This window comes from Kitasatospora sp. NPDC059973 (assembly GCF_042737525.1).
Lineage (GTDB): Bacteria > Actinomycetota > Actinomycetes > Streptomycetales > Streptomycetaceae > Kitasatospora.
In genome coordinates this window covers 1-15,861 of sequence record NZ_JBHWUI010000180.1, presented here as the reverse complement: position 1 = coordinate 15,861, position 15,861 = coordinate 1, and the positions used below count along the sequence as shown (strand labels likewise).

The following is a 15,861-nucleotide window of genomic DNA, read 5'->3' as shown; positions in this document are numbered from 1 at the left end:
CCCCCAGGAGGGGTGCCGGGCCGCGGTGGTGCGGGCAGCGGTCAGGCGCCGATGGCGTGCAGGCCGCCGTCCACGTGGACGATCTCGCCGGTGGTCTTCGGGAACCAGTCCGAGAGCAGGGCGACGACGCCGCGGCCGGCCGGCTCCGGGTCGGAGAGGTCCCACTTCAGCGGGGAGCGGGTGTCCCAGGTGGCGGCGAGGTCCGCGAAGCCCGGGATGGACTTGGCGGCCATCGAGCCGATCGGGCCGGCCGAGACCAGGTTGACCCGGATGTTGCGGTCACCGAGCTCACGGGCCATGTAGCGGGAGGTGGCCTCCAGCGCGGCCTTGGCCGGGCCCATCCAGTCGTACTTCGGCCAGGCGAACTGGGCGTCGAAGGTCAGACCGACGACCGAGCCGCCGTCCTGCATCAGCGGCAGCAGCGCCGTGGTGAGCGACTTCAGCGAGAACGCCGAGACGTGCATGGCGGTCGCCACGGACTCCCACGGCGTGTTCAGGAAGTTGCCGCCCAGGGCGTCCTGCGGGGCGAAGCCGATCGAGTGGACGATGCCGTCCAGGGTCGGCAGGTGCTCGCGGACCTGGTCGGCGATGCCGGCCAGCTGCTCCTCGCTGGAGACGTCCAGCTCCAGCACCTTGACCGGGTTCGGCAGCTTCTTGGCGATGCGCTCGGTGAGGCTGGGCCGGGGGAAGGCGGTGAGGATGATCTCCGCGCCCTGCTCCTGCGCGAGCTTCGCGGTGTGGAAGGCGATGGAGGACTCCATCAGCACTCCGGTGATCAGGATCCGCTTGCCCTCAAGGATTCCACTCATGCTCAGTGACCCATGCCCAATCCGCCGTCTACGGGAATGACGGCTCCGGTGATGTACGCGGCCTCGTCCGAACCGAGGAACCGCACGGTGTTGGCGACCTCGGCGGGCGCCGCGTAGCGGCCCAGCGGCACGCCCGAGACGATCTCCGCGCGGCGCTCGTCGCTGAGCACTGCGGTCATGTCGGTGTCGACGAAGCCGGGGGCGACCACGTTGACGGTGATGTTGCGCGGGCCGAGCTCACGCGCCAGCGAGCGCGCGAAGCCGACCAGGCCGGCCTTGGAGGCGGCGTAGTTGGCCTGGCCCGGGGAGCCGGTGAGACCGACCACCGAGGAGATCAGCACGACCCGGCCCCTGCGCGCGCGCATCATCAGCTTGGAGGCGCGCTTGACCACCCGGAACGCCCCGGTCAGGTTGGTGTCCACGACGGAGGTGAAGTCCTCTTCGGACATCCGCAGCAGCAGGGTGTCGTGGGTGATGCCCGCGTTGGCGACCAGCACCTCGACCCCGCCGTGCTTGGCCTCGATCTCCGTGAACGCCGCGTCGACCTGCGCGTTGTCGGTGATGTCGCAGCGCACCGCGAGCACGTCGTACTTGGCCAGCTCCGCGGGAACCTCACCCGAGCGGCTGGTGATGGCGACCTTGTCGCCCGCCTCGGCGAAGGCCAGGGCGATCGCGAGGCCGATGCCCCGGTTTCCTCCGGTGACGAGAACCGAGCGGCTCAACGATCCACCTCTCTCCGTAGTGTGCGCGTACGTCGGTATGAGCACGCAGTGTGACGCTATCGGTCGGCCCCGGGCGGCGACGAATCGGGCTCCCACAGCGCCTCACCGAAGGAACTGTCGCAATCCGACAATCCGTACCGGAGCCCGCCCGTCCCCGGTCGCCGACCGCCCCGGCCTACCCTTGTGGCGTCCACTGCGGCGGTTTTCCGGGAACAACGCGACGGGGCGCACCCGTTGCCCCCGTGGTGCGGGACGACCGGGGCCGGCCGTACCGAAGTTCCCGGACGGGTCCCGGCGCGCGGGGCCCGGCGGCCACGGCGACGAGTGAAGGCAGAGCACGGATGAGCGACGCACAGTCCGGTACCACCCACCGGCGGGGACGACTGCTGGCCCTGGCCGCCCTGGCGGCCGGCGCGGGAGCGGCCGCCTGGTCGCTGCGCGACCTGCCGGCGGCCTTCGGACGGCGGCCGGACGCCGCCCGGGAGGCCCGGGTGCGCAACTCCCCGCAGTACCGGGACGGCGTCTTCCACAACGCGCCGTCCACCCTGGCCCGGGCCAAGTCCGCGCCGGACATCGACCGGGACACCGTGCGCCGGATGCTGTTCCAGCGCGAGGGCCGGGTCCCGGCCCACCCGGTGCCCACCGTCCGCCCGGCCGGCGGACCGCGCGAGGCCGCCGAGGGCGTGGAGATCACCTGGTACGGGCACGCCTCCGCGCTGGTCGAGATCGAGGGCACCCGGGTGCTGCTCGACCCGGTCTGGAGCGAGCGCTGCTCCCCCACGGCGCACGTCGGCCCCAAGCGGCTGCACCCGGTGCCGGTCGAGCTGGAGGAGCTGCCGCAGGTCGACGCGGTGCTCATCTCGCACGACCACTACGACCACCTGGACATGGCGACGGTCAAGCGGCTGGTCCGCAGCCAGTCCGCGCCGTTCGCGGTGCCGCTCGGCATCGGCGGCCACCTGCGCCGCTGGGGCGTCCCGGAGCACCGGATCATCGAGCTGGACTGGGACGAGACCTGCACGCTCGGCGAACTCGCCGTCACGCTCACCTCCGCCCACCACTTCTCCGGGCGCGGTCTGACCCGCAACACCACGCTCTGGGGCTCCTGGGTGATCGCCGGGCCGACCCGCAAGGTCTTCTACACCGGGGACTCCGGCTACTTCGAGGGCTACGCGCGGATCGGCGAGCAGCACGGCCCGTTCGACGCCGCCCTGATGCAGATCGGCGCCTACGACACGGCCTGGGCGGACATCCACATGACGCCGGAGGACGCCGTCCTCGCCCACCGCGAGCTGAACGCCGGCCTGCTGGTGCCCGTCCACTGGTGCACCTTCAACCTGGGCCTGCACCCCTGGGCCGAGCCGATCGAGCGGCTGCTGGTCGAGGCCAAGGCGCAGGCCGTCCCGCTCGCGGTGCCGCGCCCCGGCGAGCGGGTGGACGTCGACAACCCGCCGGAGCTGGACGGCTGGTGGGAGACGGTCGGCTGACCGGATCCCCGGGGGCGGCGGCCGCCGCGTGTCACCGCCCGAATGCGCTGGCCGAAACCCCCTGAACGGGACATGATGCCGTGCGGGTACCCGGTTCGGAGTACCCGCACCGTCATCCCCCCCGACCAGGGAGCCCGCTTGCCTCCGATGTCCCCGACCAGCAGTTCCGGCGCCCCGCACGGGCGCGCCGTCGACCCGCTGTTCCTCGCCTACCCGCTGCGCGCCCTGGCCGACGCGGCACTCACCCGCGCCCGGGAACTCGGCGCCGAACACGCCGACTTCCGCCTGGAGCGGGTCCGCAGCGCGTCCTGGCGGCTGCGCGACGCCCGGCCGGCCGGCACCTCCGACAGCGTCCAGCTCGGCTTCGCCGTCCGGGTGCTGCTGGACGGCGCCTGGGGCTTCGCCGCCGGGGTCGACCTCACCGGGGCCGCGGCGGCGCGGGTCGCCGAACAGGCCGTCGCGGTGGCCCGGCTGTCCGGCGGGATCAGCCGGGCGGCCGGTGCGAAGGAGCGCGTCGAGCTGGCGGACGAGCCGGTCTACCCGGACGCCACCTGGGTCTCCGCGTACGAGCTGAACCCCTTCGAGGTGCCGGACGCGGAGAAGACCGCGCTGCTCGCCGACTGGAGCGCGCGCCTGCTCGGCGCCGAGGGCGTCTCGCACGTCAGCGCCAGCCTGCTGACGGTGCAGGAGAACAAGTTCTACGCCGACACCGCCGGCACCGTCACCACCCAGCAGCGGATCCGGCTGCACCCCTCGCTGGAGGCCACCTCGGTGGACGAGCGCACCGGGGCCTTCGACTCGATGCGCACGCTGGCCCCGCCGGCCGGGCGCGGCTTCGAGTACCTGCGCGGCACCGGCTGGGACTGGGACGCCGAGCTGGCCGAACTGCCCGCCCTGCTGGCCGAGAAGATGAAGGCGCCGAGCGTCGAGCCGGGCCGCTACGACCTGGTCGTCGACCCGTCCAACCTCTGGCTGACGATCCACGAGTCGATCGGCCACGCCACCGAGCTGGACCGCGCGCTCGGCTACGAGGCCGCCTACGCCGGCACCTCCTTCGCCACCTTCGACAAGCTGGGCTCGCTGCGCTACGGCTCCGAGCTGATGCACGTCACCGGCGACCGCACCGCCGAGCACGGCCTCTCCACCATCGGCTACGACGACGAGGGCGTCGCCACGCAGTCCTGGGACCTCGTCAAGGACGGTGTCCTGGTCGGCTACCAGCTCGACCGCGGCATGGCGGAGCTCAAGGGCTTCGACCGCTCCAACGGCTGCGCCTTCGCCGACTCCCCCGCCCACGTCCCGGTCCAGCGGATGGCCAACGTCTCGCTCCAGCCGGCCGCCGACGGCCCCGACACCGAGGGCCTGTTCGCCGGCGTGGAGAACGGCCTGTACATCGTCGGCGACCGCTCCTGGTCGATCGACATGCAGCGCTACAACTTCCAGTTCACCGGTCAGCGCGCCTACGCCATCCGCAACGGCGAACTCGCGGGCCAGGTCAAGGACTTCGCCTACCAGGCCACCACCACCGACTTCTGGGGCTCGATGGCGGCCGTCGGCGGCCCGCAGACCTACGTGCTCGGCGGGGCCTTCAACTGCGGCAAGGCCCAGCCCGGCCAGGTCGCGGCGGTCAGCCACGGCTGCCCCTCGGCGCTGTTCCGCAACGTCAACGTGCTCAACACCCAGCAGGAGGCGGGTCACTGATGACCGCGATTCAGCCCCACGAACTCGTCGAGCTGGCGCTCGGCCTCTCCCGCGCCGACGGCTGCGTGGTGATCGCCGACGAGGAGTCGACCGCCAACCTGCGCTGGGCCGGCAACGCGCTCACCACCAACGGGGTGACCAGGGGCCGGCGGCTCACCGTGATCGCCACCGTGGCCGGCGCCGAGGGCACCGCCTCCGGCGTGGTCTCCCGCGAGGCCGTCACCGCGGACGAGGTGGAGGGCCTGGTGCGGGCCGCCGAGCAGGCTGCCCTGGCGGCCGGTCCGGCCGAGGACGCGCAGCCGCTGGTGGCCGACCGGCCGTCCTCGCCCGACTTCGCCGGGCCCCCGGCCGAGACCTCGATCGAGGTCTTCGCGGCCTTCGCGCCCGCCCTCGGCGAGGCCTTCGCCCGGGCCGCCGCCCAGGGCGAGCTGCTGTACGGCTTCGCCCGGCACGAGGTGGTCTCCAGCTACCTGGGCACCTCCACCGGCCTGCGGCTGCGCCACGACCAGCCGACCGGCACGGTCGAGCTGAACGCCAAGACCGCCGACCTGTCCGGCTCCGCCTGGGCGGGCGCCGCCACCCGGGACTTCGCCGACGTGGACGTCGCCGCGCTGCACACCGAGCTGACCAAGCGGCTGGCCTGGGGCGCCCGGAAGATCGACCTGCCGGCCGGCCGCTACGAGACGCTGCTGCCACCCTCGGCCGTGGCCGACCTGATGGTCTACCTCAGCTGGTCCGCCGGCGGCCGGGACGCCGCCGAGGGCCGGACGGTCTTCTCCAAGCCGGGCGGCGGCACCAGGGTGGGCGACAAGCTGGCCGCCCTGCCGCTGACGCTGCGCTCCGACCCGGCCGAGCCGGGGCTGGAGGCGGCGCCCTTCGTCCTGACCCACTCCACCGGCGGGGACTCCTCGGTCTTCGACAACGGCCTGGAGCTCACCGCCACCGAGTGGATCCGCGACGGCGAGCTGGCCGAGCTGATCACCACCCGGCACTCCGCCGGGCTCACCGGCCTGGCACTGCGCCCGGCGGTGGACAACCTGGTGCTGGAGACGGCCGACGGAGCGGGCGCGCCGACCCTGGACGAGATGATCGCCCGCACCGAGCGCGGCCTGCTGGTCACCTGCCTCTGGTACATCCGCGAGGTGGACCCGGCGAACCTGCTGCTCACCGGCCTCACCCGGGACGGCGTGTACCTGGTGGAGAACGGCCAGGTGGTCGGCGCGGTGAACAACTTCAGGTTCAACGAGTCGCCGGTCGACCTGCTCGGCCGGATCACCGAGGTGGGCCGGACGGAGCGCTGCCTGCCGCGTGAGTGGGGCGACTGGTTCACCCGGGCCGCGATGCCGCCGGTGCGGGTCGCGGGGTTCAACATGAGTTCGGTGAGCCAGGCCTCCTAGCCGGCTCGGGGGCGAGGGATCGGGAGAGATGGACGAGAAGCGCACGGTCAGGACCAGCAAGACGCTGTCCCGCGTCCTGCGGCACGAGCCCGAGCGGATCGGGATCACGCTGGACGAGGCCGGCTGGGTCGGGGTGGACGTGCTGCTCGCCGCGCTGGCGGCGAACGGCACCCGGCTGACCAGGTCCGAGCTGGACCACGTGGTGGCGACCAACAACAAGCGCCGCTTCGCCTACTCCGACGACGGTCTCTCGATCCGCGCCAGCCAGGGGCACACGGTGGCGGTCGACCTCGGTCTGGCCGCCGCCGAGCCGCCGGCCCGGCTGTTCCACGGCACCGCCTCCCGGAGCCTGGACGCGATATTCCGCCAGGGCCTGCGGCCGATGGCCCGCCAGGACGTCCACCTCTCGGCCGACACCGACACCGCGCTGCGGGTCGGCTCCCGGCACGGCCGGCCGGTGGTCCTGGCGGTCGACGCCGCCGCCATGGCGGCGGCCGGTCACGCCTTCCGGATCAGCGCCAACGGCGTCTGGCTGACCGACGCGGTACCCCCGGAGTACCTCTCCCTGCTCCATTAGGACGCGGCGTCCGCCCCCGGTCTCGTCGGCCGCCCCCGCGCGGCGTACCGTGAAGTGGCCGCGCTGCGAGGCACGGCAGGTGCGTGGACGAGGGCGGTAGGACATGGGCAAGAGCGCCGGCGGTGGACAGGTCCACCGGATCACGGGGGCACGCAGCAGCCTCACCGAGGACGTCCGGGGCCGACAGCGCCGCTACGTGGCCTCGATGCTGCTCCGCACCGTCTGCGTGCTGCTCGCGGTGGTCCTGTGGGACGTCCAGCGGGTGCTCGCGTTCGCCGCACTCGCGGGCGCGGTGCTGCTGCCCTACTTCGCGGTGCTGATCGCCAACGCCGGCCGCGAGCGGGCGCCGGGGCTGCCGAGCACCTTCGACGTACCGCCGGAGACCGTACTGATGCTCGGCCCCGGCGGTACCGGTGGGGCCGGCGCTTCACATGATGCCGGTGTGGCACGGAGCGTGCCCACCGATTCTTCACAGCCATCGAACTGACTGTCCGTTTTAGGGGGTTTTCCAGCGACTCCCTCGACAGAAAGCTCAAAAGAACCTCAGATTAATCATGCAAGACCTCCCCATGCCGGGGTCCTGCCGTGACATACTGCGTACGCGCTCCGCATCCCCCGTCGGAGCGACGGACCGACGCCGGGCGGCTCCCCCCGTGGCTGCCCGGCGTCGCCATGCCCGGACGCGCCGTCGCCGTCCGGGAGCGTGAAAGACTGGCGGTGCAGATGACCCGCTATCGCTGAGGACGGCACCATGGAATCCCCGGGCTCCCCGCAGACGCAGGCACCGGTCTGCTCGGCCAAGGGCTGCCGGGCGGACGCCCGGTGGGTGCTGGTCTGGAACAACCCGAAGCTGCACACCCCCGACCGCCGCAAGACCTGGGCGGCCTGCGAGGAGCACCGCGAGCACCTCTCGCAGTTCCTCGGCGTGCGCGGCTTCCTCAAGGAGGTCGTCGCCCTCGCCGACTGGACCGCGCCGGACGCGCCGGGCCCCGCCGAACCGTCCGCGTAGCGTCCGGCGACAGGGCCCGGCGACAGGGCCCGGCGGTACGGAGCCGGTCAGCCGCCGATCGCGGACATCGGCCGCTCGGGCTGCAGGAACTCCGGGGCGTCGATCCCGGCCCCGGCCTTCTTGCCCCACATCGCCGCACGCCAGAGCTCGGCGATCTCGTCGTCCCCGGCGCCCGACCGCAGCGCCGTCCGCAGGTCCGTCTCGCCGGTCGCGAACAGGCAGTTGCGGACCTGGCCGTCGGCGGTCAGCCGGGTGCGGTCGCAGGCGCGGCAGAACGGCCGGGTGACCGAGGCGATCACGCCGACCCGGCCCGGGCCGCCGTCCACCAGCCAGCGCTCGGCCGGAGCCGCGCCGCGGCGGTCCGAGGGCTCGGGGGTGGTCAGCGTGAACCGGGTGGCGAGCCGTTCCAGGATCTCCCCGGCGGTCACCATCGACGAGCGGTCCCAGCCGTGCTGGGCGTCCAGCGGCATCTGCTCGATGAACCGCAGCTCGTAGCCCTCCGCCAGGCACCGGGCGAGCAGCTCGGGCGCCTCGTGGTCGTTGACCCCGCGCATCAGGACGGCGTTCAGCTTGACCGGCGTCAGCCCGGCGGCGACGGCGGCGCTCAGCCCGTCCAGCACGTCCTGGTGGCGGCGGCGACGGGTGAGGGTGTGGAAGGTGTCCGGGTCGAGGGTGTCGAGCGAGACGTTGACCCGGTCCAGCCCGGCGGCGCGCAGCGCCCCGGCGGTCCGGGCGAGGCCGATGCCGTTGGTGGTCAGCGAGAGCTCGGGGCGGGGTTCGAGCGCGGAGCAGGCGGCGACGATGCCGACCAGCCCCGGGCGCAGCAGCGGCTCACCCCCGGTGAACCGGACCTCCCGGACGCCGAGCTCGCGCACGGCGAGGCCGACCAGCCGGACGATCTCCTCGTCGGTGAGCAGGTCGGGCTTGGCCAGCCACTGCAGGCCCTCCTCGGGCATGCAGTAGGTGCAGCGCAGGTTGCACCGGTCGGTGAGGGAGACCCGCAGGTCGACGGCCTGCCGGCCGAAGGTGTCGAGCAGCACGGCGGTCCCTTCCCGTGAGTGTGCGGCCGGGAGTGCGGCCGGCCCGGTCCCCGCTCCCGCGGGGCCGGGCCAGCTTAGTCATCACCCGCCCGTCAGTGGGCGCCCAGCCCGGTCAGCGAGCGGACCTCCAGTTCAGCGTACTTCGCCGGGTCGGCCTTCTCCTTGGAGAGCAGGGTGCCGATCCAGCCGGCCAGGAAGCCGATCGGGATGGAGACCAGGCCGGGGTTCTCCAGCGGGAACCAGTGGAAGTCGGCGTCCGGGAAGAGCGAGGCCTTGCCGCCGGAGACGACCGGCGAGAAGAACACCAGCGTCACCGAGCTGACCAGCCCGGCGTAGACCGAGCTGACCGCGCCGGTCGTGGTGAAGCGCTTCCAGAACAGCGAGTAGAGCAGCGTGGGCAGGTTGGCGGAGGCGGCCACCGCGAAGGCCAGCGCGACCAGGGCGGCGGTGTTGAGCTTCCCCGCGAAGAGGCTGAGCACGATGGCGACCGCGCCGATCGCGACCGCGGCCCACTTGGCCGAGAGGATCTCCTCCTTCTCGGACGCCTTGCCGCGCCGGATGACGTTGGCGTAGAGGTCGTGGGCGAAGGAGGCCGAGGAGGCCAGCGTGAGGCCTGCCACCACGGCCAGGATGGTGGCGAAGGCCACCGCCGAGATCACCGCGAGCAGGATCGCGCCACCGGTGGTGCCCGGGCCGCCGCCGAGCTGCTCGGCGAGCTGCGGGGCGGCGGTGTTGCCGGCCGGGTTGGCCGCCTTGATCGCCTTGGGGCCGACCAGCGCGGCCGCGCCGAAGCCGAGCGCCAGGGTCATCAGGTAGAAGCCGCCGATGATGCCGATCGCCCAGAGCACGGACTTCCGGGCGGCCTTGGCGGTGGGGACGGTGTAGAAGCGGACCAGGATGTGCGGCAGGCCCGCGGTGCCGAGCACCAGCGCGATCCCGAGGCTGAGGAAGTCGAGCTTGGTCGTCCCGTTGACCCCGTACTTCAGCCCCGGTTCGAGGAACGCGGCGCCCTTGCCGCTGGCGTCGGCGGCGGCGCCGAGCAGCGCGGAGGGGTTGAAGTGGTACTTGGCCAGCACCAGGACGGTCATCAGGGCGGTGCCCGCGATCAGCAGCACCGCCTTGACGATCTGCACCCAGGTGGTGCCCTTCATGCCCCCTATCACCACGTAGATCACCATCAGGGCGCCGACCGCGACGATGGTCAGCCGCTTGGCGCCGTCCCCGCTGACGCCGAGCAGCAGGGCGACCAGCGTGCCGGCGCCGACCATCTGGGCGAGCAGGTAGAAGATCGACACCACGATGGTGGAGATGCCCGCGGCGGTCCGGACGGGGCGCTGCTTCATCCGGAAGGCCAGGACGTCGGCCATGGTGTAGCGGCCGGAGTTGCGCAGCGGTTCGGCGACCAGCAGCAGGGCGACCAGCCAGGCGACCAGGAAGCCGATCGAGTAGAGGAAGCCGTCGTAGCCGGAGAGCGCGATGGCGCCGGCGATGCCGAGGAAGGACGCGGCGGACATGTAGTCGCCGGAGATGGCCAGGCCGTTCTGGAACCCGGTGAAGCTCCGGCCGCCGGCGTAGAAGTCGGCGGCGCCCTTGGTCTGCCGTCCGGCCCAGACGGTGATGCCGAGGGTGGCCAGGACGAAGAACCCGAACAGGGTCATCGTCAGACCGCGGTGCTCGGTGGCGGAGCTGGCGAGCAGGGTCATTCGGCGGCCTCCCGGGGAGCGTGGACCACGGCGCCCTGGGCTTCGCGGATCGCGGCGGCGGGCGGGTCGAGCCGCCGGTCCGCGTAGCGCGCGTACCAGGCCGCGATGGCGAAGGTGGTGACGAACTGCAGCAGCCCCAGCACCAGGGCGACGTTGACGTGCCCGGCCACCTTGGTGCCCATGAGGCCGGGGGCGTAGCTGGAGAGCAGGACGTAGAGCAGGTACCAGAGGACGAAGCCGATGGTGACCGGGAAGGCGAAGCTCCGGAACGAGCTTCGAAGGGTGCGGAACTCCTCGCGCTCTTCAATGAGTTGGACTTCGGTAGGGGCAGTGGTGATCGGCGGCGATTCCACGCTGTCTCCTCACTCCTTCGGCGTAGTGGTCGCACCAGTGGAACGATCGGACGTGAGGGGCGTCACAGTCCGGATGCGCGCCGCGCAATGCTAGGAGGGTCGTGCCCGCTCCGAAAGGGGTTGTCCGTGACCAGCCATCCGTTCACCCGCTCGCGCTAGTCAATTGGCCGAAAACCATCACTTCCCGACAACGGGAAGGGCGGCACCGATGTGCGGTGCCGCCCTTCGTGGAGCCTGTGGTGACGATGCGTCAGAAAGCGATCCGCACCTTCAGCGCGGAGCGGTCGTCCATCGCCCGGTAGCCGTCCGGGACACCGTCCAGGTCGACGGTGCGGTCGAAGACCAGGCCGGGCTCGATGGCGCCGGAGAGGACGTCCGGCAGCAGCTCGGGGATGTACGCGCGGGCCGGCGCGACTCCGCCCCTGAGCGAAACGTTTCGGCCGAACATCTGGCCGATGTCCACGCCGGCGCTACCGCCGTGCGGGACGCCGACGTACCCGACCGCGCCGCCGTCCCGGGCGATCGAGATCGCGGTCCGCATCGACTCCTCGGTACCGACGGCCTCCAGCACGGCGTGCGCGCCCTGTCCCCCGGTCAGCTCCTTGACCGCCTCGATCGCCGCCTCGCCGCGCTCGGCGACCACGTCCGTCGCCCCGAAGCGCCGGGCCAGGTCGGTACGGGCGGTGTGCCGGCCGAGCGCGATGATCCGGCCCGCGCCGAGCCGGTGCGCCGCCAGGACACCGCACAGGCCGACCGCGCCGTCGCCGACCACCGCGACGGTGGCACCGGCGCGCACGCCCGCCGTGACGGCCGCGTGGTGGCCGGTGGCCATCACGTCGGAGAGGGCGAGCAGGTTCGGCAGCAGCTTCTCGTCGCCCGCCGCCTCGCCGGGCAGCCGCACCAGGGTGCCGTCAGCGAACGGCACGCGCACGGCCTCGCCCTGGCCGCCGTCCGAGCCGACCTCGCCCCAGAAGCCGCCGTGCGGGCAGGAGGTCTGCAGGCCCTCGCGACAGAAATCACACGTGCCGTCCGACCAGACGAACGGGGCGACCACGAAGTCGCCCGGGCGCACGTCGCGGACCTCGGTGCCGACCTCCTCGACCACGCCGAGGAACTCGTGCCCGATCCGCTGCCCGGCCGTCCGCGCCGCCACGCCCCGGTAGGCCCAGAGGTCGCTGCCGCAGATGCAGGCGTTCACCACCCGCACCACGGCATCGGTCGGGCGTTGGATCACCGGGTCCGGCACCTCCTCGATCCGGATGTCGTTCGGGCCGTGGATCACGGTGGCGCGCATGGGGGACTCGTCCTTCGCAGAGACGGCCGCGTGGGGGTGTGGTGCGGCCGGGGGATATTCGACTGGGTGTACGACGAATACGCGTCCCACTCTATTCCGGCCGACCGGTACGAACATTTCGGCCGAGCCCGGTCGCGGCGGCGCTTATTCTGTTTGACCATGCATGCGATCCAGCCCGAGACGAACGGCGCGCCGCGGACCGTCCCCGTCCCCGCCCAGCGCTCCGCCGCCCCCGACGAGGGCTTCGCGGTGGTCGACGTCGAGACCACCGGGCTCGGCCGCTCGGACCGCGTCATCTCGGCCGGCCTCTACCAGCTGGACGCCGACGGGGAGGTCACCGACCACTGGTACACGCTGGTCAACCCCGGGCGCGATCCCGGCCCGGTCTGGATCCACGGCCTCACCGACGACGTGCTGGCGGGCGCGCCCACCTTCCCGGAGATCGCCGACGAGTTCGCCGAGCGGCTGCGCGGCCGGGTGATGGTCGCCCACAACGCGCTCTTCGACTGGAACATGATCTCCCGCGAGTTCTCCCGGGCCGGCCTGCGCGCCCCGGTGGACCAGCGGCTCTGCACCATGGTCCTCTCCCGCGACCTGCGGCTGCCGCTGCCCAACGGCAAGCTGGCCTCGCTCGCGGCGTACTTCGGCGTCCGCCAGCGCCAGGCGCACAACGCCCTCGACGACGCCCGGGTGCTGGCCGAGGCGTTCCGGCCCAGCCTGCACCTGGCCCGCTCGGGGGGCGTCCCACTGCCGCTGCAGACCTGTGTGGCCGTCACCGACCTCGGCGTGGAGGAGCCCGCCTCCCCCGCCCGCGGCTCCTGGACCGGCGCCTCCTACCGGCAGGCCAGGAAGCGCCCGCCGTGCCCCTACCCGAACCCGGGGCGCTGGGAGGACGGCAAGCCGCTGGTGCAGGGCATGCGGGTGGCGTTCACCGGCGACACCGCGACCGACCGCGAGGTGCTGGAGGACCGCGCGGTGGAGGCCGGCCTGCACATCGCCTCCTCGGTGAGCCGGCTCACCAGCCTGCTGGTCACCAACGAGCCCGGGGGCTGGAGCGGCAAGGCCCGCAAGGCCCGCGAGGTCGGCACGCCGGTCCTCGGCGAGGACGCCTTCCTGCATCTGCTGCGCGAGGTCGCCCCGCACCCCGGTGCGTGATCCGGTTGTGAGGTGGGCGTACCGTGCCCGTGTGTACCGTTTTCTGCTCTCGCGGCGCTGGGTGATCACGCTGCTGATCGCCCTGCTGCTGATCCCCACCACCATCCGGCTGGGGTTCTGGCAGCTGCACCGCCACGAGGCACGCGTGGCCCGCAACGAGCTCATCGCCCAGGCACTCACCGGCCGGCCGGTCCCGTTCGACACGCTGTCGGGCTCGCCCGGCTTCACCGTCCCCAAGGACCTGACCTGGCGGACGGTGACGGCGACCGGGGAGTACGACCCGGCGCACGAGTTCGTGGTCCGCAAGCGGACCGGTTCCGGCGGGGACAAGATCGGCTACTTCGTCGTCACCCCGCTCCGGCTCTCCGACGGCAAGGGCAGCGTCCTGGTCAACCGCGGCTGGGTGGCGTCCGGCGGCTCCGCCACCGAGTACCCGCAGGTGCCGGCCGCGCCGGGCGGGGAGGTCACCCTCACCGGCCGCCTGCGCGCCGACGAGACCGCGGCCGGCAGCGGCATCCGGGACCGGGCCGGCCTGCCGGACCGGCAGTTCAACCTGATCAGCACCGAGCAGCAGGCCGGCGAGACCGGCGCCACCCTGCTCGGCGGCTACCTGGAGCTCACCGCCACCACCCCGGCCCCGGCCGACCAGCCCGAGCTGCTGCCCGAGCCCAACCACTCCGACATCGGCCCGCACATGGCGTACGCGGTCCAGTGGTGGCTGTTCACGGCGATGATCCCGGTCGGCTTCTGGGTGATGGTGCGCCGCGAGGCCAAGGACCGCGCCAAGGAGGCCGCCGAGGCCGAGGTGGAGCAGGAGAGCGTGCCGGCGTAGCCCGCGAGCTACAGCACGTCCTCCAGTTCGCGCAGCAGCCGCACCTTGGCCCGGGCGCCGACCATGGACTTCACCGGCTCACCGCCCCGGAAGACCATCAGCGTCGGCATCGACAGGACCCCGTACGCGGCCTGGGTCTGCGGATTGTGGTCCACGTCCACGGTGACCACCGTGAGCCGGTGCGCCTGCTCCTTCGCGATGTCGGCCAGCACCGGCACCATCTGGCGGCACGGCGGGCACCAGTCCGCCGTGAACTCCACCAGGACCGGCCCTTCGGCCCCCAGCACCTCGGTCGCGAACGTGTCGTCCGTGACCTCCGGCACTCCAGCGATCTTCCCCATCTACCGCTCCTCCCACTCGACTGCCAACTCACACTGCGGCGTCTGCCAGGCGGCCTCGGCCGCCAGCTCGTCACGGGCCTGCTCGGCCCGGGCGAACTGCTCGGCCACCTGCGTACGGACCTCCTGGAGCCGGGTGATGCACTCGTCCAGCTCGGCCAGCTTGCGCCGGTAGACCTCCAACGAGGCCGGGCAGGAGTCCCCCTCCGGGTGGCCCGCCCGCAGGCACTCGACGAACGGGCGGGTCTCCTCCAGTTCGAAACCGAAGTCCTGGAGCGTGCGGATCTGCTTCAGCAGCCGCAGATCGTCCTCGCCGTACGCGCGGTAGCCGTTGCCGGCCCGTCGGGCGGGTAAGAGCCCGAGCTGCTCGTAGTACCGCAGTGCCCGGGTGGTCGTCCCCGCCCGCTCCGCCAGCTCACCGATCCGCATGACCGCACCCGTTCCTTCCGACCGCCGTTCGAACGCCGTCGGGTACGACGGTAGACCTTGACGCGGGCGTCAAGGCCAGCTCCCGGACGCAGTCGGCCGAAACTCGCCGCCGCCCCGGGCCGCGGCGGCCGCCGTGCCCCCTACCCCGCCGCTCCCCCGACCCGGCAGGATGGGAACCATGGATCTTGGACTGAAGGACACGGTGTACGTGGTCACCGGCGCCACCCGGGGCCTCGGCCTGGCGGCCGCCCGCGAGCTCGCCGCCGACGGCGCCCGGGTGCTGGTCAGCGGGCGGAACAAGGAGTCCGTCGACGCGGCGGTGGCCGAGCTCGACGCCCTCGGCGGCAGCGGCGCGGCGCACGGCCTGGTCGCCGACAACGCGGACCCGGAGACCGCCGGGCGGCTGCTCGGCGCGGCCGTGGAGCGCTTCGGCCGGCTGGACGGCGTGCTGATCAGCGTCGGCGGCCCGCCGCCCGGCCCGGTGAGCACCGCCCCCGAGGAGGCCTGGCGCGGCGCCTTCGAATCGGTCTTCCTCGGCGCCCTGCGGCTGGCCCGGGCCGCGGCCGAGGCGCTCGGCGAGGGCGGTGTGATCGGCTTCGTGCTCTCCGGTTCGGTCCGCGAGCCGATCCCCGGCCTGGGCATCTCCAACGGGCTGCGGCCGGGCCTGGCGATGGCCGCCAAGTCGCTCGCCGACGAGCTGGGCCCGCGCGGGATCCGGGTGGTCGGCCTGCTCCCGGCCAGGATCGACACCGACCGGGTCCGCGAACTGGACGCCCTCGGCGGCGACCCCGCCGCCGCCCGGGCCCGCAACAGCGCCGGCATCCCGCTCCGCCGCTACGGCACCCCGGCGGAGTTCGGGAAGGTCGCCGCCTTCGTGCTCTCCCCCGCCGCCTCCTATCTGACCGGTGTGATGATCCCGGTCGACGGCGGCGCCCTGCGCGGGCTCTGAGCCGCCCGCCGGAGCCGGTCGCGGGCGGCTAGGCGACCCGCGGACGCCGGCGCCGGCCGCCGCGCC

Annotated in this window: 17 protein-coding genes; 9 read left to right on the top strand and 8 right to left on the bottom strand. The window is 73.0% G+C overall.

Features of this window, described 5'->3' with window-relative positions:
- Positions 1-41: 41 nt before the first annotated feature.
- Both fabI and fabG read right to left on the bottom strand, forming a co-directional pair.
- Complete coding sequence (gene fabI, locus ACFWA9_RS33095; RefSeq protein WP_329490139.1) at positions 42-809, bottom strand: enoyl-ACP reductase FabI; 768 nt, start codon at positions 807-809, stop codon at positions 42-44.
- 2 nt (positions 810-811) lie between these two features.
- Complete coding sequence (gene fabG / locus ACFWA9_RS33090; protein WP_380392210.1) at positions 812-1,531, bottom strand: 3-oxoacyl-[acyl-carrier-protein] reductase; 720 nt, start codon at positions 1,529-1,531, stop codon at positions 812-814.
- A gap of 341 nt (positions 1,532-1,872) precedes the next feature.
- Here fabG and ACFWA9_RS33085 point away from each other — a divergent pair, with 341 nt between their 5' ends.
- The 6 genes from ACFWA9_RS33085 to ACFWA9_RS33060 all read left to right on the top strand — a co-directional run bounded on the left by ACFWA9_RS33085 (position 1,873) and on the right by ACFWA9_RS33060 (position 7,702).
- A complete protein-coding gene (locus ACFWA9_RS33085; RefSeq protein WP_329490137.1) occupies positions 1,873-3,018 on the top strand; it encodes an MBL fold metallo-hydrolase in 1,146 nt (381 codons plus the stop codon).
- Between the two features lie 147 nt (positions 3,019-3,165).
- Positions 3,166-4,719 carry a TldD/PmbA family protein gene (locus ACFWA9_RS33080; protein WP_352297811.1) on the top strand — a complete coding sequence of 518 codons (1,554 nt, stop codon included), beginning with the start codon at positions 3,166-3,168 and terminating at the stop codon, positions 4,717-4,719.
- A complete protein-coding gene (locus tag ACFWA9_RS33075) occupies positions 4,719-6,116 on the top strand; it encodes a metallopeptidase TldD-related protein (RefSeq protein WP_359804348.1) in 1,398 nt (465 codons plus the stop codon). Before ACFWA9_RS33080 ends, ACFWA9_RS33075 begins: the two co-directional genes overlap by 1 nt.
- 28 nt (positions 6,117-6,144) lie before the next feature.
- Entirely contained in the window at positions 6,145-6,693 is a 549-nt protein-coding gene (locus tag ACFWA9_RS33070; RefSeq protein ID WP_352297787.1) for an RNA 2'-phosphotransferase, read from the top strand.
- Positions 6,694-6,796: 103 nt separating this feature from the next.
- The gene (locus ACFWA9_RS33065; protein ID WP_352297790.1) at positions 6,797-7,180 is read left to right on the top strand and encodes a DUF3099 domain-containing protein; all 384 of its coding nucleotides are present in this window, start codon (positions 6,797-6,799) and stop codon (positions 7,178-7,180) included.
- 264 nt (positions 7,181-7,444) lie between these two features.
- Complete coding sequence (locus tag ACFWA9_RS33060; RefSeq protein WP_352297793.1) at positions 7,445-7,702, top strand: hypothetical protein; 258 nt, start codon at positions 7,445-7,447, stop codon at positions 7,700-7,702.
- Between the two features lie 47 nt (positions 7,703-7,749).
- On the opposite strand, the gene moaA is transcribed toward ACFWA9_RS33060, so the two are convergent.
- The 4 genes from moaA to ACFWA9_RS33040 form a co-directional block, all read right to left on the bottom strand.
- A complete protein-coding gene (gene moaA, locus ACFWA9_RS33055; protein WP_380392204.1) occupies positions 7,750-8,742 on the bottom strand; it encodes a GTP 3',8-cyclase MoaA in 993 nt (330 codons plus the stop codon).
- A 92-nt stretch (positions 8,743-8,834) separates the two neighbouring features.
- A complete protein-coding gene (locus ACFWA9_RS33050) occupies positions 8,835-10,445 on the bottom strand; it encodes a cation acetate symporter (protein ID WP_380392201.1) in 1,611 nt (536 codons plus the stop codon).
- Positions 10,442-10,798 (bottom strand): DUF485 domain-containing protein, encoded by a 357-nt coding sequence (locus ACFWA9_RS33045; protein ID WP_380392198.1) that lies wholly within the window; start codon positions 10,796-10,798, stop codon positions 10,442-10,444. The genes ACFWA9_RS33050 and ACFWA9_RS33045 overlap by 4 nt, the downstream gene beginning before the upstream one ends.
- A 250-nt stretch (positions 10,799-11,048) precedes the next feature.
- Entirely contained in the window at positions 11,049-12,092 is a 1,044-nt protein-coding gene (locus tag ACFWA9_RS33040) for a zinc-dependent alcohol dehydrogenase family protein (protein WP_329490129.1), read from the bottom strand.
- 159 nt (positions 12,093-12,251) lie between these two features.
- On the opposite strand from ACFWA9_RS33040, the gene ACFWA9_RS33035 reads away from it, so the two are divergent.
- Positions 12,252-13,247 carry a DEDDh family exonuclease gene (locus ACFWA9_RS33035; protein WP_380392195.1) on the top strand — a complete coding sequence of 332 codons (996 nt, stop codon included), beginning with the start codon at positions 12,252-12,254 and terminating at the stop codon, positions 13,245-13,247.
- A gap of 31 nt (positions 13,248-13,278) precedes the next feature.
- Positions 13,279-14,079, top strand: coding sequence for an SURF1 family protein (locus tag ACFWA9_RS33030; protein WP_380392192.1), 801 nt, complete (start codon positions 13,279-13,281; stop codon positions 14,077-14,079).
- An 8-nt stretch (positions 14,080-14,087) separates the two neighbouring features.
- Here the strand turns inward: ACFWA9_RS33030 and ACFWA9_RS33025 are convergent, their stop codons facing one another.
- Both ACFWA9_RS33025 and ACFWA9_RS33020 read right to left on the bottom strand, forming a co-directional pair.
- Positions 14,088-14,420, bottom strand: coding sequence for a thioredoxin domain-containing protein (locus ACFWA9_RS33025; RefSeq protein ID WP_329490126.1), 333 nt, complete (start codon positions 14,418-14,420; stop codon positions 14,088-14,090).
- Positions 14,421-14,846: a MerR family transcriptional regulator gene (locus ACFWA9_RS33020; RefSeq protein WP_329490125.1), complete on the bottom strand. Its 426-nt coding sequence runs from the start codon at positions 14,844-14,846 to the stop codon at positions 14,421-14,423.
- A gap of 178 nt (positions 14,847-15,024) precedes the next feature.
- Here ACFWA9_RS33020 and ACFWA9_RS33015 point away from each other — a divergent pair, with 178 nt between their 5' ends.
- Entirely contained in the window at positions 15,025-15,795 is a 771-nt protein-coding gene (locus ACFWA9_RS33015) for an SDR family oxidoreductase (RefSeq protein ID WP_352297808.1), read from the top strand.
- Positions 15,796-15,861 lie beyond the last annotated feature (66 nt).

Excerpts from the sequence above, each read along its gene's own strand:
- ACFWA9_RS33050 (WP_380392201.1), bottom strand. The coding sequence starts at position 10,445 with ATGACCCTGCTCGCCAGCTCCGCCACCGAGCACCGCGGTCTGACGATG.
- ACFWA9_RS33080 (WP_352297811.1), top strand. The coding sequence starts at position 3,166 with ATGTCCCCGACCAGCAGTTCCGGCGCCCCGCACGGGCGCGCCGTCGAC.
- ACFWA9_RS33060 (WP_352297793.1), top strand. The coding sequence starts at position 7,445 with ATGGAATCCCCGGGCTCCCCGCAGACGCAGGCACCGGTCTGCTCGGCC.
- fabI (WP_329490139.1), bottom strand. The coding sequence starts at position 809 with ATGAGTGGAATCCTTGAGGGCAAGCGGATCCTGATCACCGGAGTGCTG.
- ACFWA9_RS33070 (WP_352297787.1), top strand. The coding sequence starts at position 6,145 with ATGGACGAGAAGCGCACGGTCAGGACCAGCAAGACGCTGTCCCGCGTC.
- ACFWA9_RS33085 (WP_329490137.1), top strand. The coding sequence starts at position 1,873 with ATGAGCGACGCACAGTCCGGTACCACCCACCGGCGGGGACGACTGCTG.
- ACFWA9_RS33065 (WP_352297790.1), top strand. The coding sequence starts at position 6,797 with ATGGGCAAGAGCGCCGGCGGTGGACAGGTCCACCGGATCACGGGGGCA.
- ACFWA9_RS33075 (WP_359804348.1), top strand. The coding sequence starts at position 4,719 with ATGACCGCGATTCAGCCCCACGAACTCGTCGAGCTGGCGCTCGGCCTC.
- ACFWA9_RS33040 (WP_329490129.1), bottom strand. The coding sequence starts at position 12,092 with ATGCGCGCCACCGTGATCCACGGCCCGAACGACATCCGGATCGAGGAG.
- ACFWA9_RS33020 (WP_329490125.1), bottom strand. The coding sequence starts at position 14,846 with ATGCGGATCGGTGAGCTGGCGGAGCGGGCGGGGACGACCACCCGGGCA.
- ACFWA9_RS33035 (WP_380392195.1), top strand. The coding sequence starts at position 12,252 with ATGCATGCGATCCAGCCCGAGACGAACGGCGCGCCGCGGACCGTCCCC.
- ACFWA9_RS33015 (WP_352297808.1), top strand. The coding sequence starts at position 15,025 with ATGGATCTTGGACTGAAGGACACGGTGTACGTGGTCACCGGCGCCACC.
- ACFWA9_RS33025 (WP_329490126.1), bottom strand. The coding sequence starts at position 14,420 with ATGGGGAAGATCGCTGGAGTGCCGGAGGTCACGGACGACACGTTCGCG.